Below are 25,576 nucleotides of genomic sequence, written 5' to 3' on the forward strand. Positions count from 1 at the left end.
TGTCATCCAAATGGATTACTGTCAATGGTTGATAATTCAAATGAATGACTTTCATGATCGACTTCGTGAGGAAAGAGAGCGGCTTGGCCTAACGCAAGCCGCTTTTGGCGCGATAGGTGGTGTCCAAAAACAGGCCCAGTTTAAGTATGAAAAGGGAGAACGCTTCCCTGATGCTGGCTATCTCATCGAGCTTTCGAAGGTAGGGGTGGACACTCAGTACCTTCTAAGAGGCGCGCATTCCACAGAGAAGTTGACCCCAGATGAAGATCAGTTACTGACGCTATTTCGTGCTGCACCATTGTCTGTAAAAGCCGCCACTATGGCAGGCCTGGCAGCCGGAGGTGCAACGGTGGCTGGAAACGTTACGAACACCAACAGCGGTGATGGTGCTCAGCTGAATTTTAATGGTCCTGTCGGAACTGCGTTTTCTGGTGATGCCACCATCATGAAGGGTTCTAAGAAGCCGTGACCGAGTTGCTTGACACTCCAAGTAGTAAGGTGAGCCTGAATTTCCATGCCCCGGTCGAGTATGCTGCCGGTGGGGATGTGAAGATCATCAACGAGTTGGGAGGGCGGCTACTCACCAAAAGAGAGCGAAAAGAGCTCCATAACTTGGTGCTCCAGCTGGATCGGGAGTTTGGCCAGAAGGGCTGGGATACCTGGACGTATCTGCATGAGAAGATCGGGGTCAACGAGGTTGGAGAGATGCGTCTCGATCACCTGAAGGCCGCCCAGGCTTTGTTGCAACTGATGATCGAAGCAAAACAGGCGGCTTTTGGAACTTCACTCGAAGAGGCCTGGCGGCAAGAATACCAGTCCGTGTGTTGCGATCTACTGGAACAGAGTGAAATAGAGGTCAATCTTAGGGCCGAACTTCGTCACTATCAGCAAGCATATTCAGTACTAAAGTGTGACCACGATAGGTTACAGCAAGTGTTGGCCCAGCATCGAGTTGCAGCAGCCCAGTTCGAGAGAGAAAAGCACTCTCTGGGCAGTGGTGTTACGGAGCTACAGCAGCGTCTTTCGAGTGAGGTCCAATCACACCGCCATTCAGAAGCTGAGTTAAAACGAGCTGCCAACCGAGCGGTAGGGCTGGAACACCAAATTGATAGCCTCATTGCAGGAAGGCTTGTTGATTCCGAAGCGCTTGCCCAGGCACAGAAAAAGGCTGAGCAAGCTCAACGGGTAGTCCGGCGACTACGTGGCAGTTTGATATGTGGCGGAGTGTTGGCTGTGCTGGCCACTGGTGCTGCGGTGTATAAACCGCTCTTCCAGGCAGAGCTTCGCGCTGAGCAAAGCAAGGCAGTGATGCTCAAACGCAAGGATATCTGCTTATTCGATGGCGAGCCGTTTAGCTGGGGTACCAGGATTAATACACCTACAGGGATACAGAAGTGTGTGAAGAGCCGTACTGGACAGTATCTTTGGCAGTTTGGTAAATAACGTTACAAAAAGGGAGTAACAATGTTGGATAATCATTTTTACATTAAAAGTTCAGAGCTGAATAGAGTAATAGAATTCATGCGCGGGCATCCTGGTTATTTTTTCGAAAATCTTCCTAATAATCCCGATACATATATTAATTCAGTCCCAACCATGTATAACCATAGTGTTGGCGAAATTAAAATAGCTATATTGTTTGATGATGGTAGTTCAGGCTACATTTGTTTGTCATACAGTGTAGACAATGGAAATAAGCCTATGAATGAAGCGCTCATGTGTAATTTCGTTGAGAATTTCGAAGTGCTTTATGATTTAGAATAAGTCCTGATATTCTAGAGAATGAGAACTACTAAATATTTAAACTAGAAAGCTTTACATTGGTATTGTGATGAAATGAGCATTAAATCTGTCCCAGAAGGATACTTGGTCGATATTCGTCCCCAAGGTCGTGACGGTAAACGGATCCGTAAGCGCTTCAAGACCAAGTCAGAGGCCCAGCAGTTCGAGCGCTGGGTGATTGCCACCGAACACAATAAAGAATGGGTTGATCGTCCGGCAGATAACCGGCCGCTCTCTGAGCTTATCGATCTCTGGTGGCGCTACCATGGTCAGACTCTGAAGTCAGGAGAGGTTGCGCGTAAGAAGCTCCAGAAAATGGATGCGAGAATGGGTTACCCAATAGCGAGGCAGGTGACCAAGGCGCTGTTTTCTGAGTACCGGGCGATGCGGCTACAAGCGGGTCGTTTACCAAACACCGTTAACCATGAACACGACTTGTTAGGCGGGGTATTTTCGGTACTCATTGAACTTGGGCATTATCATCATGCGCACCCGCTCAAGGATATTAAGAAGATCAAATTGGTTGAGAGAGCAATGGGTTACCTCACCCAGGCAGAAATTAGCGACGTTTTGACTGCGCTATCAAATGACAATCTCAAGGTTGTAAAGCTCTGTTTGGCAACAGGCGCACGATGGAGTGAAGCGGCCAATCTGCGCCGAGAGGATGTACTGGCCAGCCGGGTGACCTACATCAACACCAAGAATGGCAAGAATCGCACCGTGCCGATCTCGGCTGAGCTGTGCCGGCAGCTCACTAATGGGGTGAATAGAGGTCCATTGTTTCGTGACCTTGATTATCTGCTGGTGCGCGATGTGATCAAGTCAGTGGCGCCGGACCTACCAACAGGGCAGGCTGTGCATGTGTTCCGACACACGTTTGCATCACATTTTATGATGTCAGGTGGGAACATTCTCGCGCTGCAAAAAATTTTGGGCCATTACAACATCCAGCAGACAATGACCTATGCCCACTTCGCCCCGGACTACCTGAGTGATGCAGTGCGCTTTAATCCCCTAGAAAACCTGCTATCAGCCGCTTGATAAAGTGTCCACAAATTGCCCCAATCGTTGTCGCTTCGAGTCTTAAACGGTCTCAGCTCATGGCAGCTAACTACCTGTTCTATAAGTAAGTCATTGATTTTGTTGAGCAGTAAAAGGGGGCCTCGGCTGTCTTTTTTTATTGGTGTCGCAGTACGGGGCTGCAGGTCAGGGCCACCCAGATTGCCGATATGCCTGCCAAGTCTTGGCAGGGGCGTTTCTCTGGGCCTGTGCTGTTGAGTGGCCCTGAAACCCGCTCTTATGGTGCCCGATCCCCTATCCCCGCCAGCGCCATGCGCAGCTGGCTGAGGCCTATGGGCTTGAACAGGCACTCGTCCATGCCGGCGGCCAGGCAGAGCTCCCGCTCCCGGGGCAGGGCATGGGCGGTGAAGCCCCACACCGGCAGGCCATGGCCACGGGCCCGCAACCTGCGGGTGAATTCGAAGCCGTCCATCACCGGCATCTGGCAATCTGTGATGACGAGATCGAACTCGTGGCTGGCGACGGCCCGTAGCGCCTCCAGCCCGTTGCCGCGCACGCTGACGTCGTGGCCCAGGTGCTTGAGCTGCTGACGCAGCAGGGTCTGGTTGGCCGGATTGTCATCCACCACCAGGACGCGCAGTGGCAGTTGCTCCCCTGTGGCCTTGGGATCGACCAGGGGCGTGGCAGAGCGCCCCATCTCCTGACCGGCCAGCGTCAGCGGGAGCCGGATCTCAAGGCGGGTGCCTACCCCGACCACGCTGTTGACGCCTATATCTCCCCCCATCATCTGACACAGGATGCGGGAGATGTTGAGGCCAAGCCCTGTGCCTGCGTACTGATAAGTCGCGTGGGCGCGGTAGAAGGGGGTGAACAGCAAGGGCAGCTTGTCGGCTGGTATGCCCACCCCGCTGTCCGTGATGGTCAGCCGCAGCTGAGGGGCACTCGTCTGCTCCCCGGTTAACCTGGCCTGGATGCTGATCTCCCCACGCTCGGTGAACTTGATGGCGTTACCGAGCAGGTTGAACAGGATCTGGCGCAGGCGCAGCGGGTCTATCAACACCGGCGGCAGGTTGTGGGTGGCCAGTTCGACCACGTAGCCCAGTCGCTTCTGCTCGGCCATGCCCTTGAACACCTGGGTGACCGACTGCAACAGGGGGGTGAGCTCGCAGGGGACGGGAGCGAGGGTCATCTGACCCGCTTCTATGCTGGAGATGTCCAGGGTATCCCCGAGTAAATCCAGCAGACCGTGTGCCGAATCAGAGGCTATACGCAACATTTCACTGCTGCGCTGGCTCATGGCGGGATCTTCGATGGCCAGCTCCAGCATGCCGAGGATGGCATTCATGGGGGTGCGGATCTCGTGGCTCATGGTGGCGAGGAAGTCGCTCTTGGCGCGACTGGCGGTGTCGGCCTGCTCCTTGGCCAGGCGCAGCGCCTCCTCCAGCGCCTTGCGCTCAGTGATATCGATCCAGCCGTTGATCACCCCGCTAATGGCACCCTGGGCGTCGAAATAGGGCACCATCCAGTGGTAGATATGGGTGCTGCCGGCCCCCTGAGTGAAGACGCGATCGGCGAAGATGGGCTGCCCCTTTTCCAGCACCCTGGCGAAATCCTGCTCCAGGATGGCGATGTCCTCGGGGTTGACCAGCCCGGCGAGCCCCAGCCCCAGCGGCTTGCCCAGCAGGGTGTCCGGCCTGGCATCGAGCTGCGCCAGGTATTTGCTGTTGCACAGCAACACCTTGTCACTCTTGTCCCGCACCACCATGGGGTGGGGCAGACTCTCCCCCAATGCCTCGATGAAGCGCACATGGGCCTCCAGCTGCTGGCGCGAGCTCTGCTCCGAGCGCGCCAGCCGCCTGAGCATGCGATTGCGGTAGAGCAGCAAGAGAGCTGCGCCGAACAGGACGGCAAACAGCAGGTAGACATAGTGAGCATGGCGCTCCATGAAGCTTGGGATCGGCAATTTGCGGTTGCGCCACTCGTAATTCATCATGGCCAGCTCGTTGGGGGGGATGGAGAGGATGGTCTTGTCGAGGATCCCCATCAGCATGCGGTTGCCCGGCATGCTGGCAAAGCCCATCCGGATGGGCTCGTCATCGGCGGGCCCGGCGATGCGCAGCTTGAGTTGACCGCGATCCAGGGCATGCTGGGCGAAGTAGAGCGGCACTATGGCGGCGTCGAGCCGCCCTCTGTCGACCGCCGCGATCGCCTCGGCGGCACTCTCCATGATCTTGAGCCTGCTGTCACCGAACTGGCTTGTGAGGGGGTTGTAACGGGTCATGCCCACCGTCTTGCCAGCCAGATCCTGCGGCGACTCGATGAGCTCGTCCCCTTGCTGGGTGAGGATCACATAGAGATCGTCGGTGGCGTAGGGCGCAGAGGCACGAAGGCCATATCGCTCGGCCACGGGCCGGGAGATGGCGCCGACGAGATCGAGCCGACCCTCCCGCATGGCATCCCCTCCCTGCTGCTCCGAGGCATAGCTCTTGAACTCGAATCGCAAGCCGGTGCGTTTGCTGACCTTGGCCAGCATGTCGACCGTCATGCCGATCAGCTGGCCGTCGTGGTCCTTGACCCCATAGGGATAGAGGTTGTCCATCAGCCAGACCCTGATGGGGGGCGCTTGCTGCAGCCAGGCGAGCTCGTTGGCGTCATAGAGGGAGGCCGGGTTGTCGAGCGTGTCACGAATGGGGCCATTCCACTGGCTGAAGATGGCGTTGCGGGTGGTGTCGCTGACTGCTTGCAGGCTGTGGTTGATGAGGCTCAGCAGCTGGGGTGTACGGGCCGAGACCGCGAAGCGAAAGCCCGTGGGGGCCAGCTCGGGTTGGGCCTCGCCACGCAGTCTCAGCTGGTCGAAACGCTCGCTGTTGAGGTAATGGGTGGCGTGGGCGTCGCCGAGCAGTATCTCCTGGCGCCCGAAGAAGACGGCATCGAAGGCCGCCATGTTGGTGGGGTAGGTGACCAGGCTCAAGGTCGGGTAGTAGCGCCGGAACATCTTCGGATCCACCAGTCCCGCCACAGTGGCGACACTCTGGCCCGGCGTCAGCAATGGGCCTTGGTGCTGCTTTGGCGCCGCGAAGACCAGGGTATTGCTGAAGTAGGCTTGGCTCAGGCGCACGCCGGGCGTCTTGCCATCGGCCAGGGTCAGGTTGCCTATGTTGGCTATGTCTATCTCCCCCCGGCGCAGGGCGGCGAGGGCACTCTGCTTGTCGGGGAAGGGGCGCAGCACCAGCGGCTTGTGCAGGCGTTTGGCCAGGAGGTTGAGATAATCGGCGGAGATCCCCTCGAAGCGGGCATCCGAGACAATCATGCTGAAGGGGCGATAGTCGTGGTGCAAGATGCCGACGCGCAACTGCCGGGTCTGCTGCAACCAGTGTTGCTCGGCAGGCTGCCAGCGGGTCTCCTGGATGCCAGGGTCGTAGCGGCTGTGCAGGGTCAGCGCCAGTGCGGGCTGGGCGAGCAGCACGCATAGCAGGATCAGTGATCGAAAAAGGTTCATCGTGCCACCCGGAACGCGACAGCCATCCTTGTCGGTCAATTTCACCAGAAAGCCGTCATTCTACCGGAAATTGGGGGTAACGAGTCCCTTATTTAGGCTTTTATCAGCATAAATGAGCCAAAAAGAGGGCGGGACTGGCCCGCCTTCTGCGTCAATGGTTAGCCGTCCATGACAGGCTTGTTAACCGAAGCGGTAGGATCCCATGTAGAGGCTGCCGTAATCCCAGCTGTCGTGCAGCTTGCGGGGCTTGTCGGCCCCGGCCGCCCCCAGCGCCACGAACAGCGGGCGCAGGTGATCGTCGTGGGGGTGAGACTCCACCGCCCCCGGCGCCCGGGCCCGGTAATCTTCCAGCGCGGGGCGATCCCCTTCGGCCATGGCCTGCTCAAGCCAGCGGGCAAAATCGCTCGCCCAGTTCGGTACGGGGGAGCCGTCCGGCCCGAGTGCCCTCAGGTTGTGGGTGATGGCGCCGGAGGCGAGAATGCCAATACCTTGCTCGCGCAGGGCCTGCAGGGCTTCTCCCAGTTGCCACAGCTGGCTCGGGCTGAAGGTGGCCGGGATGGAGAGCTGCACCAAGGGGATCTCGCTGTTGGGATCCATCAGGGAGAGGGGCGACCAGACGCCGTGATCCAGCTCGCGCTTGACCGGGGTGGCGGCCAGACCCGCCAGCAGCAGCTGATCGCTCACCGCCTCCTGCAGCCAGGCCGGGCTCTTGGCGGGCCAGCGGATGCTGTAGAGGGGCTCAGGGAAGCCGTAGAAGTCATACATCAGCGCCGGGCTAGGCTCGACGTTGAGCTGCAGATCCGTGCGGCTGAACCAGTGGGCGGAGATCACCACCAGGCCCTTGATATCCTCAAGGCGCAGGCTTTTCAGAAACTGGGTCGCTGGCTGATCACGCAAGACCAGATCCGGGGCGCCGTGGGAGATGAACCAAACGGGAGCGATAGTCATGACAAGACTCCTTGTTGGCGGCATCGACACAGCTGGCCGGCACCGCGTTAAACGGGATCAGGGCACTGGGCCACTGACATTGAAGTCATTATCCACTCAAGGTTTATGGTTAACAATCCAACGCCATGTATAAGCACTGTTCACTTATGGTTGATAGTGGCGGCGCTGACCGTTGAGTCATACGACATAAAAAAACCAGGCCAGCGGGTTGTGCTGGCCTGGTCGTCACTGCCTGGTGTTGCTGGCTGCATCGGCGATGCCACCTAGAAGACAAACGCCGTGCTTGGCGGGCGTTTGTCGAGGCGTCTTGATACCCGGCTGCTCCACGTCGAAGCCAAGCACAGTATTTTGTGGGGCTCGCTGGAGCTTACTTGATGCCCAACAGCTCCACGTCGAAGATAAGCACGGATCCCGGCGGGATCTTGCCGGCGGCGCGATCGCCATAGGCCAGGTTGGCAGGGATGTAGAAGCGGGTCTTCTCCCCTTCCACCATCAGCTGTACCCCTTCGGTCCAGCCGGCGATGACCTGATTTAGGCCAAATTCGATGGGCTCGCCGCGGGCGACCGAGCTGTCAAAGACGGTGCCATCCAGCAGCTTGCCCTCGTAGTGCACCTTCACCTTGCTGGTGGCGGTCGGGTGAACCGTGCCCGTGCCCGGGGTCAGCACCTCGTATTGCAGGCCGGAGGCCGTGGTGGTGATCAGGGGCTTGTCCTTGTTGCTGGCGAGGAACTCGGCCCCGAGGCGCACGTTTTCCACGGCCTGCTTCTTGTTGTTGGCGCTGGAGTAGAAGTAGTAGGCGATCCCGGCAACCAGCAGTGCTATCAGAATGAATTTCATCAGTTTTCCCTATTCCCTGTCATACAAAGAGAGCCATGAGAGCGGCATCTTATCCCAGCCGGCGAGCGAGGGCGAGCGGGAGCGGATGTGAGCGGGCAGACAAGTGACGAGGGGCAACTCGCATGTCGCCCCTCGCCGCACTGCATCCTTACTTGACCGCCACCATCATGAGGGCGGGCAGGGCGAAGAAGAGCCCACCGACGTAACCCAGCGCCAGCAGCTTGTTCTCGCTGCCGACCCGGGCCAGAGTCTCGGCGGCCTTGATGGGCAATTCCCGCAGGAAGGGGACGCCATAGATGAGTGCCACGGCGAAGACGTTGAACAGCACGTGCACCAGGGCGATGGTCAGTGCCAGCTGGGCACCGGCGCCGCTGATGGCGGTGGCCGCCAGCAGGGCCGTGATGGTGGTGCCGATATTGGCCCCCAGGGTGAAGGGGTAGAGCTGACGGGTGGTGAACACGCCGCCACCCGCCAGCGGGATCATCAGGCTGGTGGTGGTGGAGGAGGACTGCACCATGACGGTGACCAGGGTGCCGGAGGCTATACCGGTCAGGGGACCACGGCCGAGTGCCTTGTGCAGCAGCTCCTTGGCGCGGCCCACCATCACCCGTTGCAGCACCTTGCCGAGGGCGGTGACGCAGCCGAGGATCAGCAGGATACCGATGGCGATGGTGGCGATGGCGGGGCCCTTGCCCGGCAGGAAGGCGACTAGGCTGTCGATGAGATCCAGGGACGGGGAGATGATGGGCTTCATGAAGTCCATGCCCTTCATGGACATGTCGGCTGAGCCCATCAGCAGGCCGGACAGCCACTCGGCGCTCTGTTGCAGCAGGCCGAACATCAGCTCCAGCGGCAGGAAGATGAAGACGGCCAACAGGTTGAAGAAGTCATGCACGGTGGCGGCGGCGAAGGCGCGGCGGAACTCACCCCTGTCCCGGATGTGGCCGAGGGAGACTATGGTGTTGGTGATGGTGGTGCCGAGGTTGGCCCCCATCACCATGGGGATGGCCATGCCCATGGGCAGGCCGCCCGCTACCAGGCCGACGATGACGGAGGTGACGGTACTGGAGGATTGCACCAGGGCGGTGGCCAGGATGCCGAGCAGCAGGGCGACGAAGGGGTTATTGGCGAAGGCGAAGATCTGGGCCGCACCCTCGGCGCCGCCGGAGAAGCCTTTGAAACCGTGGGAGACGGCCCCGACGGCGACCAGGATCAGGTAGATCAGGGTGATGACAGCGAGCCAGTTGAACAGTGGGCCGGCACTTTGGGTCTGCTGTTGTGGGGAAGAGGGGGTGCTGTGCATGGTGCCTCTGGGCAGTCTGTGAAAAATGGACGGGCGCATTACAGCAAGGCTCCATGACAGAAATATGACAAAGTGACATTTTTATGATGGTTTGATGACAGCGGTCTCATTGCCTCTCAGCGGTGAGGTTGTTGCGACACATAATGTCGACAATGTTTAATTTTAAAGAGACTTAGACTGCTTATGTCGATGGATGCGTTAGAAACTGACGGAGGTCGTGCGAAATGGAGAGCAAGCCGGTAACGTCTCCTGTCCCCAGGGGGTAGACTGACCCGTCTTTTATCTGCAATTGCGAGTCTGTCATGAAATATTGGTCTCTTCTGCTTCTTCCTCTGGCCCTGGCCTCCCTCTCTTCCCACGCCGGCATCGTCTCATCGGGTTGCGACGCCAAGGACGTGGCGATCGGATCCGCCGTCAACAGTGCGACCGGGGTCAACAGCCGCTGCTCGGCCCAGAGTACCAAGCAGCGGGTAGACAATGTGGCCAACGACCCCGCGGGCTACGCCAAGCGCAAGGCGGCTCAGGCCACCGGCGTGGACGAGGCCTACAACAAGGCGAAGAACACCCAGCAGAGAGTGGAGAATGCGGTGGACAATCCTGCCGATTACGCCAAGCGCAAGGCGGCCCAGGCCACCGGGGTGGACGAGGCCTACAACAAGGCGAAGAACACCCAGCAGAGAGTCGAGAACGCGGTGGACAATCCGGCAGAGGCGGCAGGCCGGGCCGTGCTGCGCAAGACGGGCGCATACTGAGCGCCCGCTGAGTTGTGTGAAGGCGGTGCCCAGCTGGGCGCCAACGAAAGAGGGGAGCCCATGGGCTCCCCTCTTTGCATCACACGGATGACTTATTGGCCGTCGGCCGCTTCCTCGTACTGACGGAAGGGGATACGGAACACCGCCAGGCGCAGGAACAGGTAGGTCACCCCGATCCCAGCCCAGATGAGGCCAAGCTCCAAAGAGCTGCGCTCCAGGTTGATCCACAGCGCCCCTATGGTGGCGGCGCCCAGCAGCGGCAGCACCAGGAACAGCAAGTGATCCTTCAGGGTCTTGTTGCGCTTCTCGCGCACCCAGAACTGGCCGATGACCGACAGGTTGACGAAGGTGAAAGCCACCAGGGCGCCGAAGTTCACCAGGGCCAGCGCCATGTCCAGATCGAACGACACGGCGGAGAGGGCCAGGGCCCCCACCAGCAGCACGTTGATGGCCGGGGTGCGGTATTTCGGGTGGATATAGCCAAACACCCGCTCCGGGATCATGCGATCGCGCCCCATCACGTAGAGGATGCGCGACACCCCGGCGTGGGCCGCCATGCCGGAGGCCAGCACCGCCACCGTGGTGCACACCAGCACCACGCTCTGGAACAGGGTGCCACCCACGTAGAGGGCGATCTCCGGCAGTACGGCGTCCGGCTCCTTGAAGCGGGCCAGATCCGGGAAGAACAGCTGCAGGCTGTAGGAGACGGTGACGAAGATGATGCCGCCGATGAGCGCGGTCAGCACGATGGCGCGGGGGATCACCTTGCCGGCGTTCGGGGTCTCTTCCGACAGGGAGCTCAGACCGTCGAAGCCGAGGAAGGAGAAGCACAGAATGGTCGCGCCGGTGAACAGCGGCAGCATGCTGGCAGACTCCACATGGAAGGGACGGCTGCTGAGCAGGGTGCCGGCCCCTTCACCATGGGTCAGGCCCCAGCCGATGAGGCCGAGGAAGGTGAGGATGATGGCGACCTGGATGAACACGATGACGCCGTTGAAGTTCGCCACCAGGTTGATGCCGCGCAGGTTCAGGAAGGTCATCACGGTCACCAGACCGAAGATGAAGATCCAGGGCTCGACGCCGGGGAACATGGCGGTCAGGTAGATCTTGGCCAGGAGGATGTTGATCATCGGCATGAACATATAGTCCAGCAGGGAAGACCAGCCGACCATGAAACCGATGTAGGGGTTGAACACCTTCTGGGCATAGGTATAGGCAGAGCCCGCCGAGGGGAAGCGGCGCACCAGATGGCCGTAGCTGAACGCGGTCAGCAGGATGCCGCCGAGGGCCAGCAGGTAGGCGGTGGCCACGCGACCTTCGGTGATATCGCCGACGATGGCAAAGGTATCGAATACCGCCATGGGAGTGAGGTAAGCCAGACCCATCACCACTACCTGGAACAGGGTGAGCGTCTTGAGCAGCTTGGCACCGGCCATCACGCTTGCTCCTCTGCACACGCCCGGGAGGCGAAGGGGGACGGGATCAGGGACGCGGCGGCGCGTGCCTGGACACAGGGGGCGCCAGTCTGGGATACAGACGGGTGGCGCACGCCAGCGGGGACCGGCAGGAAAGCAATGAAATGCCCCATGTATTTCCTCACAATGTCGGGAGATTGTTTGGCAATCTCGGTATCAATTCCGGCGCAAAGTCCGGCCTCTTGGTGAATGGTGGTTTGCCCCTAAAAAGCAAAGAACCGATGTTGCAAAAACATCGGCTCTCAAGGGGCGGCGTATTGTGCCCCCAAGGGGGGGGGGTGACAAGCAAAAAAGGCCGCTATTGGGCATTTTGTTGACTGGGGTCAGGGTTGTGCGGCTGCCGGGCTCGGACACCCCGGAAGCGGGGCGCACAAAGGGCTGCAGGAGAGTGGCGGATGGCGCCGGTTCGGGAGAGGGGGTATCAAAACAAGAGCCCGCACTGGGCGGGCTCTTCGGCGACATCCTGGTTAAGAGGCGTCGGTTTCTGGCTGGCGCAACTGGACCCGGAACACGGTCAGGCGCAGCAACAGATAGAGGGCGCCTAGGGCGGCCCAGATCAGCCCCAGCTCGAAGGAGGCGGGTTCCAGGTTGAGCCAGAGCACCCCGATACAGGCGGCGCCGCACAGGGGCAGCAACAGGAACAGCAGGTGATCCCGCAACGTCTTGTTGTGGCCGAGCTTGACGTAGAAGTGGGCGATCACCGCCAGGTTGACGAAGGTGAAGGCCACCAGGGCGCCGAAGTTGATGAGCGCCAGCGCCATCTCCAGATCGAACGACACGGCGGAGAGGGCCAGCACCCCCACCAGCAGCACGTTCAGGGCCGGGGTCTGCCACTTGGGGTGGACGTAGGCGAAGAAGCGGCTCGGCAGGGCCCGATCCCGTCCCATCACGTAGAGCAGGCGCGACACCCCGGCGTGGGAGGCGAGCCCGGAGGCGAGCACCGCCACGGTCGTGCACACCAGTACCACCGCCTGGAACAGCTTGCCGCCGACATAGAGCGCTATCTCCGGCAGCACCGCATCCGGCTGCTGGAAGCGGGAGATGTCCGGGAAGAACAGCTGCAGGAAGTAGGAGACAGAGATGAAGAGCACGCCGCCGATGAGCGCCGTCAGCAGGATGGCGCGGGGGATCACCTTGTCTGCGTTGGGGGTCTCCTCGCACAGGGTGCTGATGGCATCGAAGCCCAGGAACGACAGGCAGAGGATGGAGGCGCCGGTCAGCAGGGGCACCATGTTCATGTGCTCGGAGAAGAAGGGACGGCTGCTCGCGACCGTGCCGAGCCCCTCGCCATGGTAAACCCCCCAGGCGATGAGACCGACGAAGATGGCGATGATGCTGAACTGCATGATGACGATCAGGCTGTTGAAGTTCGCCACTAGCTTGATGCCGCGCAGGTTCAGGAAGGTCATCACGGCGGCCAGGGCCAGGATGTAGGTCCAGGGGGCCACGCCCGGGAACAGGGCCTCCATGTAGATCTTGGCCAGCAGCATGTTGATCATCGGCATGAACATGTAGTCGAGCAGGGAGACCCAGCCCACCATGAAGCCCACATAGGGGTGGAACACCTTCTGGGCATAGGTGTAGGCGGAACCCGCCGAGGGGAACTTGCGTACCAGGTGGCCGTAGCTCATGGCGGTGAACAGCATGCCGATGAGGGCGAACAGGTAGGCGGTCGGCACATGGCCTTCGGTGATCTCGGTGACGATGCCGAAGGTGTCAAACACGGCCATGGGCGTCAGATAGGCCAGGCCCATGATGACCACGTGCCAGAGCTTGAGGCTTTTTTTCAGACCTGTGGGTTGGGCATTCATCATGCTTTCCCCCCTGTCTTGGCCGAGGGGATCAGGGCGACGCATCGGTCATCCTGGTTCTTGGGGGCGCCAATGTGTTGCACAGACGGCAGGCGCAGACCGGCGCAGGCCGGCAGGAAAGCGGTGAAATACCCCATGGTGTTCCTCACTTGAGAAGCGGGTGTCGTGAGATGGCTATCCATCTCGCTATCATTTCCGGTCGGTTCCGGCCTCGTTATGGATTTGGTTGCCGCAAAAAAAGACCGGGCTGCGATGAGCGGGCGGTCCTTGAAAGCGGAGGCGCATTGTGCATTCGTGATGCCCCCCTGACAAGCATATCAAGGGGGAAAAAACGCATTTTTTAGCACAAATGCGATGCGCTGGTGCGCACCTTAGGGTCTGGCGGCTGCCAGCGCCTGTTCGAGCAGGTTTAACCCCTCATCGACGATGGCCGGCGAGGCGGTCAGGGGGGCCAGGAAGCGGATCACGTTCGCTCGCACCCCGCAGGCCAGCAGCACCAGGCCACGCTTGCCGGCCTCGGCCACCAGGCGTTTGGTGAGATCCGGGTCGGGTTGGCTGGCATCGCGTCCCTTGACCAGCTCCATGGCCACCATGGCGCCGGGGCCGCGGATGTCGCCGATGCAGTCGAAGCGCTCCGCCAGCTGATGCAGGCGCGCCTTGATCTGCTCCCCCTGGGCCAGGGCCCGTTGGTTGAGCTTCTCCTCCTCGATCACCTCCAGCACCGCCAAGGCGGCGGCGCAGGCGATGGGGGAGCCGGCATAGGTGCCGCCGAGGCCGCCCGGCTTGGCGGCGTTCATGATCTCGCTCTTGCCCACTACGGCGGACAACGGGAAGCCACCCGCCAGGCTTTTCGCCAGGGTCATGATGTCCGGCTCGACGCCGCTGTACTCGGTGGCGAAGGTCTTGCCGGTGCGACAGAACCCGGTCTGGATCTCGTCGCAGATGAGGACGATGCCGTGCTGGTCGCAGATCTTGCGAAGGGCCTGCATGAAGCTTGGGCTGGCGACATAGAAGCCACCCTCACCCTGCACAGGTTCGAGGATGATGGCCGCGACCCGGGCCGGCTCTATGTCGGCGCTGAAGCAGAGATCCAGCGCGGCCAGCGCATCGGCCTCGCTCACCCCCAGGTAGTCGGCGGGGAAGGGCAGGTGATAGACCTCTCCCGGGAAGGGGCCGAAACCTGTCTTGTAGGGGACCACCTTGCCGGTGAGCGCCATGCCCATCATGGTGCGGCCGTGGAAGCCCCCCTTGAAGGCGATGGTGCCGCTGCGCCCGGTGTGGGCGCGGGCTATCTTGATGGCGTTTTCCACCGCCTCGGCGCCGGTGGAGAGGAACAGGGTGCGCTTGGGGGTCGGTCCCGGTACCAGGGCGTTCAATTTTTCCGCCAGCTCGATATAGCCGGGGTAGGGGGTGACCTGGAAGCAGGTGTGGCTGAACTTCTCCAGCTGCTCGCGCACGGCGGCGATCACCTTGGGATGGTTGTGGCCCGTGTTGAGCACGGCGATGCCGGAGGCGAAATCGATGTAGCGATTGCCCTCCACGTCCCACAGCTCGGCGTTTTGCGCCTTGTCGATAAAGACCGGCAGCAGGGTGCCCACACCCTGTACCACGGCCGCTTCACGGCGGGCTTGCCACCCCTGGTTTGAATGCTGTTCTGACTGACTCATGTTTCCTCCCTGAGGGGCGGTTGCCCCGGATATTCCTGTGCCGTCTGGCTATCAATTGACGTCGCCTGCCGTCAGTCGGCGGGCGACATGTCGGGTGTGGGGCGCTGGCGGTGCTGTGGCGGGCCGCTCTGGCCCTGTGTGGCGGTCGCTGCGCCCCGATCTCTATCTATAAAAGCGATGGATGGACGTTAAAGGCATCTCTTCTGACGATGCCTTTGTGCGTCACCGGCCTTAGCGAATGCCGCCAAAGCAGAGGTATTTGGTCTCGAGGTACTCCTCCAGCCCCTCGGCTGCCCCTTCCCGGCCGAGCCCCGACTCCTTGATGCCGCCAAAGGGCGCCAGCTCGGTGGAGATGAGTCCCTCGTTGATGCCCACCATGCCGTATTCCAGCTGCTCGGCCACCCGCCATACCCGGGCGATGTCGCGGCCATAGAAGTAGGCGGCGAGCCCATAGGGGGTGTCGTTGGCCAGCGCAATGGCCTCGGCCTCGGTCTCGAAGCGCACCAGGGGCGCGACCGGCCCGAAGATCTCCTCGTCCAGGATGGGGTTGCCCTTGGCCACCCCGGTCAGGATGGTGGGGCTGTAGAACAGCGGGCCGGCGGGGTGGGGTTCGCCCCCCACCAGCACCTTGGCACCGGCGGCCTCGGCCTGCTTGACCAGGCTCGCCACCTTGTCGGCGGCGGCCGGGTTGATGAGAGGACCGATCTGCACCCCCTCGCCGAGGCCGTCGCCCACCTTGAAGGCGCGCACGGCGGCGGCCAGCTTGTCGGCGAAGGCGTCATAGATGCTGGCCTGCACCAGGATGCGGTTGGCGCAGACGCAGGTCTGGCCCGCGTTGCGGTACTTGGAGGCGAGCGCACCTGTGACGGCGGCATCGAGATCCGCATCGTCAAACACGATGAAGGGGGCGTTGCCACCGAGTTCTAGGGACAAGCGCTTCATGGTGTCGGCGCACTGGCGCATCAGCAGCTTGCCGATGCGGGTGGAGCCGGTGAAGGAGAGCTTGCGCACCTTGGGGTTGGCACACAGCTCGTTGCCCACGGCGGAGGCCTGGTGGGAGGTGATGATGTTGATGACCCCGGCCGGGATCCCCGCAGCTTCCGCCAGGGCCGCCAGCGCCAGCGCGCAGAGCGGGGTCTCGGCGGCGGGTTTGATGACTATGGTGCAACCGGCCGCGAGCGCCGGGCCCGCCTTGCGGGTGATCATGGCGATGGGGAAGTTCCAGGGAGTGATGGCGGCGACCACGCCCACCGGCTGCTTGATGGTGGCCAGGCGCCTGTCCCCGGAGAAGCCCGGAATGGTGCGGCCATAGGCGCGCTTGCCTTCTTCCGCGAACCACTGGATGAAGCTGGCGCCGTAGGCGACCTCGCCCTTGGCTTCGGCAAGCGGCTTGCCCTGCTCGCGAGTCATGATGCGGGCGAGCTCGTCCTGATTGGCCAGGATGAGCTCGAACCAGGCCTGGAGCCGGCTGCTGCGCTCCTTGGCGGTGAGAGCGGCCCAGGGGGCCTGTGCCCGGTGGGCGGCCTCGATGGCGCGGCGGGTATCCGCCTCGCCCATGTCCGGCACCCGGGTGATGACCTGGCCGTCAGCCGGATTGAGCACCTCGAACTGACGCCCGTCACCGGCCTCGCACCAGTGGCCATCTATATAAGCAAGGGACTTGAGCAAGGCGTGAGCCTGAACGGATTCTGATGTTGACGCTGCTGACATGGGAAGCCTCGATTGTGGGTCTGGGTGGCCAACTCATCCTAGGGTGCCACCGTATAGAATAATAAGCACGATAAGACCATAAATTGAGCCGAAATGTTTTTCAAGTGTTAAATATATTTGAGTAAATGGGGTGCTGCATGCTAGAAATGGAGCTGTCAGGACGATTCTATCGGTTTTTATCGGATGCGGTGTGCAAAATAATGAACAGCGTCCACTGTGCAGGATAACGAACACAGGTATGAGTCTGGTCCACTATTTTAACCAGATGCCACAAGGTACTCGAACAGGCACACAAGGAGGTGAGGGATGCAGCAACCACGAGGAGAGGTCCAGTGGCAGACCATGACGGACAACCCCCTGGCCGAGCAAGAGGCCGAGCCCGAGCCCAACAAGAGAACCGATGAGGGGAGTGAGCGCAGCATGGGGGAGCGGCTGGCCGCCACCCGTCGCCGGCTTGGACTCTCCCAGCGCCGGGTAGCCGAGCTGAGCGGGCTGACCCACGGCGCCATCTGCATGATAGAGCAGAACAAGGTGAGCCCGTCGGTCGCCTCCCTGCAAAAGCTGCTGAGCGTCTATGAGCTGCCGCTGTCGCGCTTCTTCGCCGAAGAGGAGGTGCGGGCACCGAGTGTGGTGATCAAGTCCGACCAACTCATCGAACTGGGCAGCCAGGGGGTCTCCATGAAGCTGGTACACAACGGCAACAACCGCCGCCAGCTCGGTTTCATGCTGGAAACCTATGCCCCGGGCACGGACACCGGGGGTCAGGTCAAGCACCTGGGGGAGGAGGTGGGGACAGTGCTGGAGGGATCCGTGCTGCTGACCCTGGCCGGGCATACCTACCAGCTCAGCGCCGGGGACAGCTATGTGATAGACACAGGCGAGCCCCACAGTTTCAGCAATCCGTCGGGGCAGACCTGTCGCATCGTCAGCGCCCATACCCCGGCCAGTTTTTAATGTTTTGCCACCTCTGATTTGGAAAAGAACCGGTAAGGAAACAGGGATCATGACCGAACATGTAAACAGTTACTACGCAGCCAGCGCCAATCAGCACGCGCCTTATCCGACCCTGACCGAGCAACTGGAGTGCGATGTCTGCGTGATAGGCGCGGGTTACACCGGCCTCTCCAGTGCCCTGCATCTGGTGGAGAAGGGCTATTCCGTGGTGGTGCTGGAGGCGGCCCGCGTCGGCTTTGGCGCCAGTGGCCGCAACGGCGGCCAGATAGTGAACTCCTACAGCCGCGACATCGACACCATAGAAGCGAACTGCCCGCCGGATCAGGCCAGGCTGCTCGGCTCCATGCTGTTTGAGGGGGGCGACATCATTCGCGAGCGGATCAAGCGCTACAACATCCAGTGCGATCTGCAGCAGGGCGGTGTCTTCGTCGCCGAGACCGAGAAGCAACTCCACGAGCTCAAGGCGCAGCAGGCACGCTGGCAGAAGTGGGGCAACGAGGATCTGACGCTACTCGACGCCGACGGGGTGCGCGAGGTGGTAGCGAGCGATCGCTACGTCGGTGGCCTGCTCGACAAGCGGGGCGGCCACATCCATCCCCTCAACCTGGCGCTGGGGGAGGCCGAAGCCATCCGCATGCAGGGGGGCAAAATTTTCGAGCAATCCGCGGTGACCTCCATCACTCCGGGTCAACCGGCTCTGGTGAAAACCGCCAAGGGGGCGGTGAAGGCGCGCTTCGTGGTGGTGGCCGGCAACGCCTACCTCGGCAACCTGGTGCCTGAGCTCGCGGGCAAGAGCATGCCCTGTGGCACTCAGGTGATCGCCACCGAGGTGCTGGGGGAGGAGCGGGCCCGCTCCCTGTTGCCGCAAAACTACTGCCTGGAGGATTGCAACTACCTGCTCGACTACTACCGCACGACCGGGGATCACCGTCTGCTCTACGGTGGCGGCGTGGTGTACGGGGCGCGGGATCCGGCGGATATCGAGCGGCTGATCATCCCCAAGATGCTCAAAACCTTCCCTCAGCTGGCGGGGGTCAAGGTGGAGTACACCTGGACTGGCAACTTCCTGTTGACCCTGTCGCGCCTGCCGCAGTTTGGCCGCATCGGCCACAACATCTACTACATGCAGGGCTACAGCGGCCACGGCGTTACCTGTACCCATCTGGCAGGCAAGCTGCTGTCCGAGGTGTTGAGCGGTCAGGCGGAGCGCTTCGATGCCTTCGCCAAGCTGCCGCACTACCCCTTCCCGGGTGGCCGTCTGTTCCGTATCCCCTTCACCGCTGCCGGTGCGACCTGGTACACATTGCGGGATCGGTTGGGGGTATAAAGTCTTAAATGATGAGTGGTCGACAATGTGCAGTGGTTTATTTCATGCTGATGCTTATTTTCAGCTAAACGATTCGCGCAATAAGGGCGAACACGTACTGCACTGTCGAGTCGACCATCTGATGTTGCTGTGACGGGATGAAAAAGAGAGGGAGGCATCATGCCCCCCTCTCTTGTTATGTGCTCTTGCATGTCCAATCTGCTTCATGGCGGGGAAATGGCAATTTCCCCTGAAGGCATGGCGGCCATGCCGTTCACCCATCAGAAGCGATAGGGGAAACGGATCCCTATGTTGTAATCCGGTGCGTCCGTGGTGAGACCCGCCGACCAGTTGACGGCCATGGAAAGGTTGTCGGTGACGGCCCAGGTGGACCCCATGCCGAAGCTGGCGGCGTTGGCATCCGAACCGGTGACTTTCTCCATATCAAAGCCTTCTGCCCCCTGTTCGGATTCGAGGGTGATGCGCTGGTTGATGTTGAAGGAGAGGCTGAAGCGCTCGTTGAGGGCAAACGCGACCCCCAGACCGTATTCATACCAGTCCCCTAGCTGTATGCTGCCGGGTTGATCCCCCGGTTGGTAGGAGACGTCGTCAAAGTCCTGCTTGAGACTGTGGCCATAGTTGAGGTTGGCGAACAGGATGGCGGGATCCAGCGTCTTGACCAGTGAGAAGCCGGTCGACAGCTGCCAGAGCCCGTTGCCAGTGGCAAGCTCCTTGGGGGTCATGAGATTACCGGAGTCCGATGTCTCTATCTCTATGCCGTACGGGTCCTTGCCGGTGGGGGCCTTGGCCCGCACATTCCACACCAGATCCGGCCAGTCTTCGGTCTCTGCCATGACCCTGTAGTAGACGGCGAGGCTCATATCGCCGAGTCCGCCATCGCTGACACTCTGCTCTTCAAACTCGCGACTGGAGTTTTCCTTGCCTGTGCTCTGGTAGTTGGTGCTGCGATACATGTAGGGAATGGCGAGTTCGAGCTGCCAGCGGTCATTGAGGGTATAGCGGGTGACGAGATCCGCGGTCCATTGATCGGATCGGATCCGATCGAGATTGATTTCACCCAGGAAGATGGCGTCGAGCGCCAAGAAACCCCGCAGGGCGAGATCCTTGCGATTGTAGTGCTGATAGGAGAGGCCAAAGTCCAGGGTCAGGGCGCGGTCGAACACGTTGTGCTGCTCGAGCATCAGGTCTTCGGTACTGCGGCCCACTTCGGGGGCGCGGCGAGCCGGATCTGACTGGGTGGTTGCGGCAGCAGCACCTGCACCCGCTGTCGCCGCTGTGGCGGTGGTCGCGTCCGCGGCCTTGACGGCCTCCAATCTAGCCTGCAGCTGATGGAGGGCCTGATTTTGCTGGATCAATTGCTGACGTAATTGATCCAGCTGTTTTTGTAGCGCTTCTTCCTCGGCGGTTGCACCCCAGCAGGTGAGGGGGGCCAATGCAATCAACAGCAGGGTAGACTGTTTCATCGAATCACGTCCTTGTTGTTTATTATCCTTTTATTGCGTCACTCCACTGGGCGGATCCGGCTCAATGAGAGAACCAGATCCTTGTCTGATTCAGGGTCTGAAAACCATCACCCCTGACTCGATTGAGTTGCAGCAGACCTCGGCTGAAGTCGGCACCTCTCAGACTCTGTTCCAATTGGACGCGTCCATCGGACGAGTTTAGCTGCAGCCCCGCATAATTGCCTGAAACCCGATAGTTGGCGGTGCCAAGGCTTCCTTGGCTCTCATAATTGCCGGGCACCACGCTTTGTCCTGACACGGCCGGTGGCGTCACAACGACGCCAGCCTGGTTAACCGAGCTGTTGCCGCTCCCCTCCAATTGCACTACCTGCACCAAACCTGAGCCTTGGATGGCGGCGCTCTGGAGGGATGCAACCGTGCTCTTCACCTCATCCTGGATGCGAATGTCCAGCTTGGGTTGGTTTTGCACCACGCTCAGCGCCAGATTCATGGCCGCAGTTTGCTGGGCCTGAGCCGTGGCCAGGGTTGAAATGAACTCGATACCGAAATAGCTGATCCCCTGGGGACTGACGTAGCGGCCACGCAGATTGGCCAGCTCTCCATCAGCCATTTCGGGCGCAAACTGGTCTGACAGGAGTGCCAGGGGATCCTGGGCTGCCAGCAGTGGGCAAGCAACGCCACCCAGGCTGCAGATGAGGCAGATGGCGGGTCGGGTATTCATGATGACCTCACATTAGCTCTCTGTGCTGGAAACCAAATTCCAGCAGGGATGTTTCGTTGATAGGGGCAAAAAGCCCATCTTTCCCTCTGACCGATAACGGTGGGGAGGGGTTGGCAAGGGGAGCATCCGGGCGGTAGCCGGAACCGATAACGGCCAGCAGGATCCCGTTCCAGCTCTTCTTGAACTCTTTGAATGTGATGATGCGATTGCCCAAAGCGGGGTCTGCCAAATAGACACGATCATGTTTATCGATGGCTCGCAGCACGGCAAAGTGCTGATACCCACGAATATTGAGCAGTACTATGGTGGGGACTCTCACTTGGCGAAGTTTTTCATCACCCAAGCGGTAGCCTCTGGCTCGCATGCCGAGCATCTGCACATATTGCTTCATGTCGAGCATGGAAAAACCGTAACGTTTGACCTGTGCCGGATCGGCCATGGCCATCATCCCGTCCATGACCCAACGCTCGTTGGTGGTTTGGCCATAGGCGTAGCGCAGTATGGTCGCCACTGCGGCGGCCCCACAGCTGAAATCAGTATGCTGACGCTCGATATTGGCGTACTTTCGCTCCAAAAGGCTCTGTACCGGCTTGTTGAGATCCCCCAATCCCGAGAGATGTTCTCCCATGGGCAGAGTGGCAGTCCAAGCCATTGGGCAAAATAGCAACAGCAGTAGCCAGCGCATCTGTCTGTCTCCTCATCCTTGGAAAAAAGGGGGCCATAAAGGCCCCCTGTTTGGATTACTTGGCGAATCCAGCTGCCAGCGAGAGGTTGTTCGCTTGCAGGTTGTTGCTACCCGAAGCCACGTTCACCCCGATATTGCCGACGGCACCGTTGAAGGAGCCGCCATCAATGGTGGCGTGGTTGAAGGTCTCACGACTGGTATAAGTGTTGACCACAGGGATATAGCCGGTGGCGTAACCACTGAGCTTGATATCCCCCTCTTCCTTGAACTCGAACTTGCCGTCGTTTTTACCTTGGTTGTCATAGTCGATATGACCCCACATGCTGCCACCATTCGGGTGATCCCCATCTTTCCAGATTTCCGGATAGACGTTGTTGGACTGCTTGCTGGTCCCCTCATACTCACCTTCAGCCTTGAGCTTGAGGAAGATGGGGTTGTAGTCGACCGTCTTGGTGGCACTCAGGCTCTTGTTCTCGGTCATGTTATGGGAGACGCTCTGGCTGTTGGCCACGGTAGCGACCGCCATGTTGCCGGTGGAGACGGAGGCCGCCATGTTGTTGGCCTGCACGTTACCCGAGCCGGACACCACGTTGGCACCTATGTTGCCTGCCGCATCTTCGAAGGCTCCGTCACCAATACTAGCCTTGTTCTGATGGCCCTGGTTGCTGGTCATGTTGTGGCTGGCGCTTTGGTCGGAGAAGATCTCTGCATCCGAGGAACCGCCTGGGGTCCCTTGTTGCTGGCCCCGTCCCATGACAAATTCGGCATCGACTTCGTCATAGGCGGCCAAGGCGCCGCTGTTGCCCTGGACGTTGGAGTCCCCGGCCGCGACGTTGGCGCCGACGTTACCGGATGCACCCTGGAACGAGCCATCGATCTTGCTAGTGTTGTCGGTTCTGGTATTGGAAGTGCCGATCATGGTGCTGGATTGCTGGTTGTCCACCACCGCCATGCCGAGTTTGTTGACATTGATGTAGCCGCCGACTCTCACGTTGCCTTCGTACTCCACATCGACTTCTGCCTTGACCTTCTTGGTCAAGGTTGCCCCTGTCTCATCTCTGTCGCGATTATTGGCGGATGCGGTACCCGACATTGCCATGACGACCGCGACGGCTAATGAGCTATAAATAAGTCCACGCATAATGAGTCTCTCCATTGAACTTTCTGTGGAAGATTTGCCCATCGGCTAACCCAACACCTCCGGACTCCGCTTCCGATCCCTGCGGCATCATGGTGATGCCGTTACTGCGCCTGCCAGAGGCAGGGAAACCATGTTGACTGCCTGGTTTCCCTGTCCCGTGACCTGGTTCACCTGGATGACCCCTTTGCTGCCGGTCAAGGCGTTGTCATCCAGATAGATGCTGGTAGTTGTGGCTGTGGGGGCCTTGCCCGAAGGGGTCTTTGCGACGCTGGTGCTGAGATTGATATCTGTCACGACTCCCATGCCGCTGTTGTCATCTAGTGACAAGGCAAAGGCATTGAGTTGTTGGTTGGCTTCACCAGCCCCTTGATTTATACCGATGAGCCCCTGGTTATTGCTGAGGGCCGATCCGAGAATGGCAACGCTCTGGTTGCCACTGAGATGAGTAGTTGATTGATTTTGTTGATTAAATTGAATAACGGCCGGGCCAGATATGGCGATGGCAGAGAGGTTGCCTTGTTGGTTGTTATTACCCGACACCATATTGACACCCATACTTCCCCGGATATTGCTCAGCGCCTGTGAGGCGAGATCAACGCGGTTCTCTGCACGAGCCTGATGCGTAAATATCGAAAGGGAACAAACTGCCATTGCAATATAAATTTTCATGCTCTTTCTCCATAAGCTGCGAGAGCTATTTAGAGAAAGCAACGAGTGTGCCAAGTGGTAAGTGACTGATTTTATTGTATTTTTATGTTGACTTGTTTGTTGTTAAGTCTCTTTTTTGAGACGAACTTTTTATCAGTTCATTAACATATTGTTTATCAATGCTTTTATGCGTTCTCAGTCATAAAGTGACGTTCTCATTATTGTGGTGCCATTAGTCTATATCCGAGATGGTTTATAGTTATCATCGTCTGGTGGCCTTGAAAGGGGGTCATTTGATGACAGACATCTTCTCTCTAAATGGAAGCATGAACCTCAACGAGCCGTGGCCGGGTTCCATCGTCTCGAAGGCATAACAAGGAGGTTTCCATATGGCAGAAACGGCATTGTTACTCATCAACTCATGTGTCGTGCTGGAAAGTCTGCTGGTTGAAGGCGAGTGGCGAATTGAGCAGGCAAATTCCTTGGCGGCGGCCGAGAAGAAATTGCAGGAGCAGGATTATCCCTTGGTGCTGGTGGTGATCGAGCCTGGGCAGCATGAGACATTGCATGCCCTGATTGCGCAGCATGCCAACAGTCTGTGGATTGGTTTGATCCAGCGCGACTGCCTCGCCAGTGAGGTGCTGCGTAACCTACTCGCCGCCTGCTTCCATGACTTCCATACCTTCCCCCTTGATCCGGACCGGCTCTCCCACAGCCTGGGGCATGCTTTGGGCATGGCGCAGCTTATCCGGCGCCATCGTCCCAAGATGCCGGCCCAACTTCGATTCATTCAGGGGGAGAGCAGCCCCATTCGCCAGTTGCGGGATCAAATCATGCGTTTGCAGCACTGCCGTCTGCCGGTATTGGTGACAGGGCCGAGTGGTACGGGCAAGGAGCTGGTGGCCAGAGAGCTGCACTACAGCACTTTCGGTGAGGAGAGCCCCTTCGTTGCGGTCAATTGCGGCGCCATCTCTCACCAGCTGATCCAGTCCGAGCTGTTCGGGCACGTGAAGGGGGCCTTTACCGGTGCCCAGAGTCGCAAGATAGGCAAGATTGAGGCGGCCGATGGGGGCACACTCTTTCTCGACGAGATTGGCGAGCTGCCGCTGGAGGATCAGGCGACCCTGCTGCGTTTCTTGCAAGAGCAGAGCATAGAGGCTGTGGGCAGCCACATGCCCCGCAACGTCGATGTGCGAGTTATCGCCGCCACCAATATCGATGTGGAGCAGGCAGTGGCAAATGGCGGCTTCAGGATGGATCTCTACTATCGGCTCAACGTGGTGCGGCTGCGCACCCCCGCCTTGCGCGAGCGAAGCGAAGACATCCAGCTGTTGGCGGACGATATTCTGGCGGAGGTGAGGGGAGGACGAGTGCTCAGCTTTACCCACAAGGCGCGCCAGGCCATGCAATCTTATGGCTGGCCTGGCAACGTCAGGGAGCTGCGCAACCGGGTACAAAGAGCGGCGGTGATGTGTTCGAGCTCTTTTATCGAAGCCCATGACATGGAGCTGACCAACATGGATTCACTGCTGCTGGATGGCTCGCTTCGAGCCGTGCGGGAAGCTGCTGAGCGCCAGGCACTGCTCCAGACTCTGGCTCGTTTCCCGGATCAGCTTGAGGAGGTGGCGCGCCACCTCGCCATCTCCAGGGCCACCCTCTACCGTCTGCTGGATAAGCATGATCTGCTGTGAGCTGCCTTTGTCCCTGATGCGGCTGCCATCAGGGACAACCCTCTATCTATCCCGACCTTATTGAGCGAAAGCGATCTCCATACATCCGCGCCATGCAGCCCAGTGCGACCAAGCCTGGGATGTGATCCCCTCTAGGCAGAC

At 59.8% G+C, this 25,576-nt stretch carries 21 protein-coding genes; 8 read left to right on the forward strand and 13 right to left on the reverse strand.

What is annotated here, in order from left to right; genetic code table 11:
- Positions 1–40 precede the first annotated feature (40 nt).
- The 4 genes from CUC44_RS12310 (at position 41) to CUC44_RS12320 (ending at position 2,823) form a co-directional block, all read left to right on the forward strand.
- Entirely contained in the window at positions 41–469 is a 429-nt protein-coding gene (locus CUC44_RS12310; protein ID WP_157812786.1) for a helix-turn-helix domain-containing protein, read from the forward strand.
- Positions 466–1,443: a hypothetical protein gene (locus CUC44_RS12315; protein ID WP_100860224.1), complete on the forward strand. Its 978-nt coding sequence runs from the start codon at positions 466–468 to the stop codon at positions 1,441–1,443. Before CUC44_RS12310 ends, CUC44_RS12315 begins: the two co-directional genes overlap by 4 nt.
- Before the next feature lie 21 nt (positions 1,444–1,464).
- The gene (locus tag CUC44_RS21015) at positions 1,465–1,764 is read left to right on the forward strand and encodes a hypothetical protein (protein WP_157812787.1); all 300 of its coding nucleotides are present in this window, start codon (positions 1,465–1,467) and stop codon (positions 1,762–1,764) included.
- Between the two features lie 72 nt (positions 1,765–1,836).
- Positions 1,837–2,823 (forward strand): phage integrase, encoded by a 987-nt coding sequence (locus tag CUC44_RS12320; RefSeq protein ID WP_100860225.1) that lies wholly within the window; start codon positions 1,837–1,839, stop codon positions 2,821–2,823.
- A gap of 256 nt (positions 2,824–3,079) precedes the next feature.
- On the opposite strand, the gene CUC44_RS12325 is transcribed toward CUC44_RS12320, so the two are convergent.
- The 4 genes from CUC44_RS12325 to CUC44_RS12340 form a co-directional block, all read right to left on the reverse strand.
- Positions 3,080–6,301, reverse strand: coding sequence for an ATP-binding protein (locus tag CUC44_RS12325; protein ID WP_100860226.1), 3,222 nt, complete (start codon positions 6,299–6,301; stop codon positions 3,080–3,082).
- A gap of 180 nt (positions 6,302–6,481) precedes the next feature.
- Positions 6,482–7,249 (reverse strand): DODA-type extradiol aromatic ring-opening family dioxygenase, encoded by a 768-nt coding sequence (locus tag CUC44_RS12330; protein WP_100860227.1) that lies wholly within the window; start codon positions 7,247–7,249, stop codon positions 6,482–6,484.
- Positions 7,250–7,616: 367 nt separating this feature from the next.
- Positions 7,617–8,087, reverse strand: coding sequence for a BamJ family beta-barrel-assembly machinery protein (gene bamJ, locus CUC44_RS12335; protein ID WP_100860228.1), 471 nt, complete (start codon positions 8,085–8,087; stop codon positions 7,617–7,619).
- 148 nt (positions 8,088–8,235) lie between these two features.
- Positions 8,236–9,390 carry a Na/Pi symporter gene (locus CUC44_RS12340; RefSeq protein ID WP_100860306.1) on the reverse strand — a complete coding sequence of 385 codons (1,155 nt, stop codon included), beginning with the start codon at positions 9,388–9,390 and terminating at the stop codon, positions 8,236–8,238.
- A gap of 302 nt (positions 9,391–9,692) precedes the next feature.
- Between CUC44_RS12340 and CUC44_RS12345 the strand changes: the two genes are divergently transcribed.
- Positions 9,693–10,142: a hypothetical protein gene (locus CUC44_RS12345; protein ID WP_100860229.1), complete on the forward strand. Its 450-nt coding sequence runs from the start codon at positions 9,693–9,695 to the stop codon at positions 10,140–10,142.
- Positions 10,143–10,234: 92 nt separating this feature from the next.
- Here the strand turns inward: CUC44_RS12345 and CUC44_RS12350 are convergent, their stop codons facing one another.
- The 4 genes from CUC44_RS12350 to CUC44_RS12370 all read right to left on the reverse strand — a co-directional run bounded on the left by CUC44_RS12350 (position 10,235) and on the right by CUC44_RS12370 (position 16,805).
- Positions 10,235–11,578 (reverse strand): APC family permease, encoded by a 1,344-nt coding sequence (locus CUC44_RS12350; protein WP_100860230.1) that lies wholly within the window; start codon positions 11,576–11,578, stop codon positions 10,235–10,237.
- A 506-nt stretch (positions 11,579–12,084) separates the two neighbouring features.
- Positions 12,085–13,428: an APC family permease gene (locus CUC44_RS12355; RefSeq protein ID WP_100860231.1), complete on the reverse strand. Its 1,344-nt coding sequence runs from the start codon at positions 13,426–13,428 to the stop codon at positions 12,085–12,087.
- A gap of 371 nt (positions 13,429–13,799) precedes the next feature.
- Positions 13,800–15,095: a 4-aminobutyrate--2-oxoglutarate transaminase gene (gabT, locus tag CUC44_RS12365; RefSeq protein WP_100860233.1), complete on the reverse strand. Its 1,296-nt coding sequence runs from the start codon at positions 15,093–15,095 to the stop codon at positions 13,800–13,802.
- A gap of 231 nt (positions 15,096–15,326) precedes the next feature.
- Entirely contained in the window at positions 15,327–16,805 is a 1,479-nt protein-coding gene (locus tag CUC44_RS12370) for an NAD-dependent succinate-semialdehyde dehydrogenase (protein WP_100860234.1), read from the reverse strand.
- A gap of 306 nt (positions 16,806–17,111) precedes the next feature.
- Here CUC44_RS12370 and puuR point away from each other — a divergent pair, with 306 nt between their 5' ends.
- Together puuR and CUC44_RS12380 are read left to right on the forward strand one after the other, a co-directional pair.
- Positions 17,112–17,759, forward strand: coding sequence for an HTH-type transcriptional regulator PuuR (gene puuR / locus CUC44_RS12375; protein WP_100860235.1), 648 nt, complete (start codon positions 17,112–17,114; stop codon positions 17,757–17,759).
- A gap of 49 nt (positions 17,760–17,808) precedes the next feature.
- On the forward strand, positions 17,809–19,086 hold the full coding sequence (locus CUC44_RS12380) for an NAD(P)/FAD-dependent oxidoreductase (RefSeq protein WP_100860236.1): 1,278 nt from the start codon (positions 17,809–17,811) through the stop codon (positions 19,084–19,086).
- Between the two features lie 260 nt (positions 19,087–19,346).
- Here CUC44_RS12380 and CUC44_RS12385 read toward each other — a convergent pair whose 3' ends face one another.
- The 5 genes from CUC44_RS12385 to CUC44_RS12405 form a co-directional block, all read right to left on the reverse strand.
- Complete coding sequence (locus tag CUC44_RS12385; protein WP_100860237.1) at positions 19,347–20,549, reverse strand: transporter; 1,203 nt, start codon at positions 20,547–20,549, stop codon at positions 19,347–19,349.
- A gap of 61 nt (positions 20,550–20,610) precedes the next feature.
- Positions 20,611–21,270 (reverse strand): hypothetical protein, encoded by a 660-nt coding sequence (locus tag CUC44_RS12390; protein WP_100860238.1) that lies wholly within the window; start codon positions 21,268–21,270, stop codon positions 20,611–20,613.
- A gap of 7 nt (positions 21,271–21,277) precedes the next feature.
- A complete protein-coding gene (locus CUC44_RS12395) occupies positions 21,278–21,955 on the reverse strand; it encodes a C39 family peptidase (protein ID WP_100860239.1) in 678 nt (225 codons plus the stop codon).
- A gap of 55 nt (positions 21,956–22,010) precedes the next feature.
- Complete coding sequence (locus tag CUC44_RS12400; RefSeq protein ID WP_100860240.1) at positions 22,011–22,994, reverse strand: serine-rich family protein; 984 nt, start codon at positions 22,992–22,994, stop codon at positions 22,011–22,013.
- Positions 22,995–23,183: 189 nt separating this feature from the next.
- A complete protein-coding gene (locus tag CUC44_RS12405) occupies positions 23,184–23,765 on the reverse strand; it encodes a hypothetical protein (protein ID WP_244166777.1) in 582 nt (193 codons plus the stop codon).
- 368 nt (positions 23,766–24,133) lie between these two features.
- Between CUC44_RS12405 and CUC44_RS12410 the strand changes: the two genes are divergently transcribed.
- Positions 24,134–25,435 carry a sigma-54-dependent transcriptional regulator gene (locus CUC44_RS12410; RefSeq protein ID WP_100860241.1) on the forward strand — a complete coding sequence of 434 codons (1,302 nt, stop codon included), beginning with the start codon at positions 24,134–24,136 and terminating at the stop codon, positions 25,433–25,435.
- Positions 25,436–25,576 lie beyond the last annotated feature (141 nt).

The sequence above is a fragment of the Aeromonas lusitana genome (assembly GCF_002812985.1).
Lineage (GTDB): Bacteria > Pseudomonadota > Gammaproteobacteria > Enterobacterales > Aeromonadaceae > Aeromonas > Aeromonas lusitana.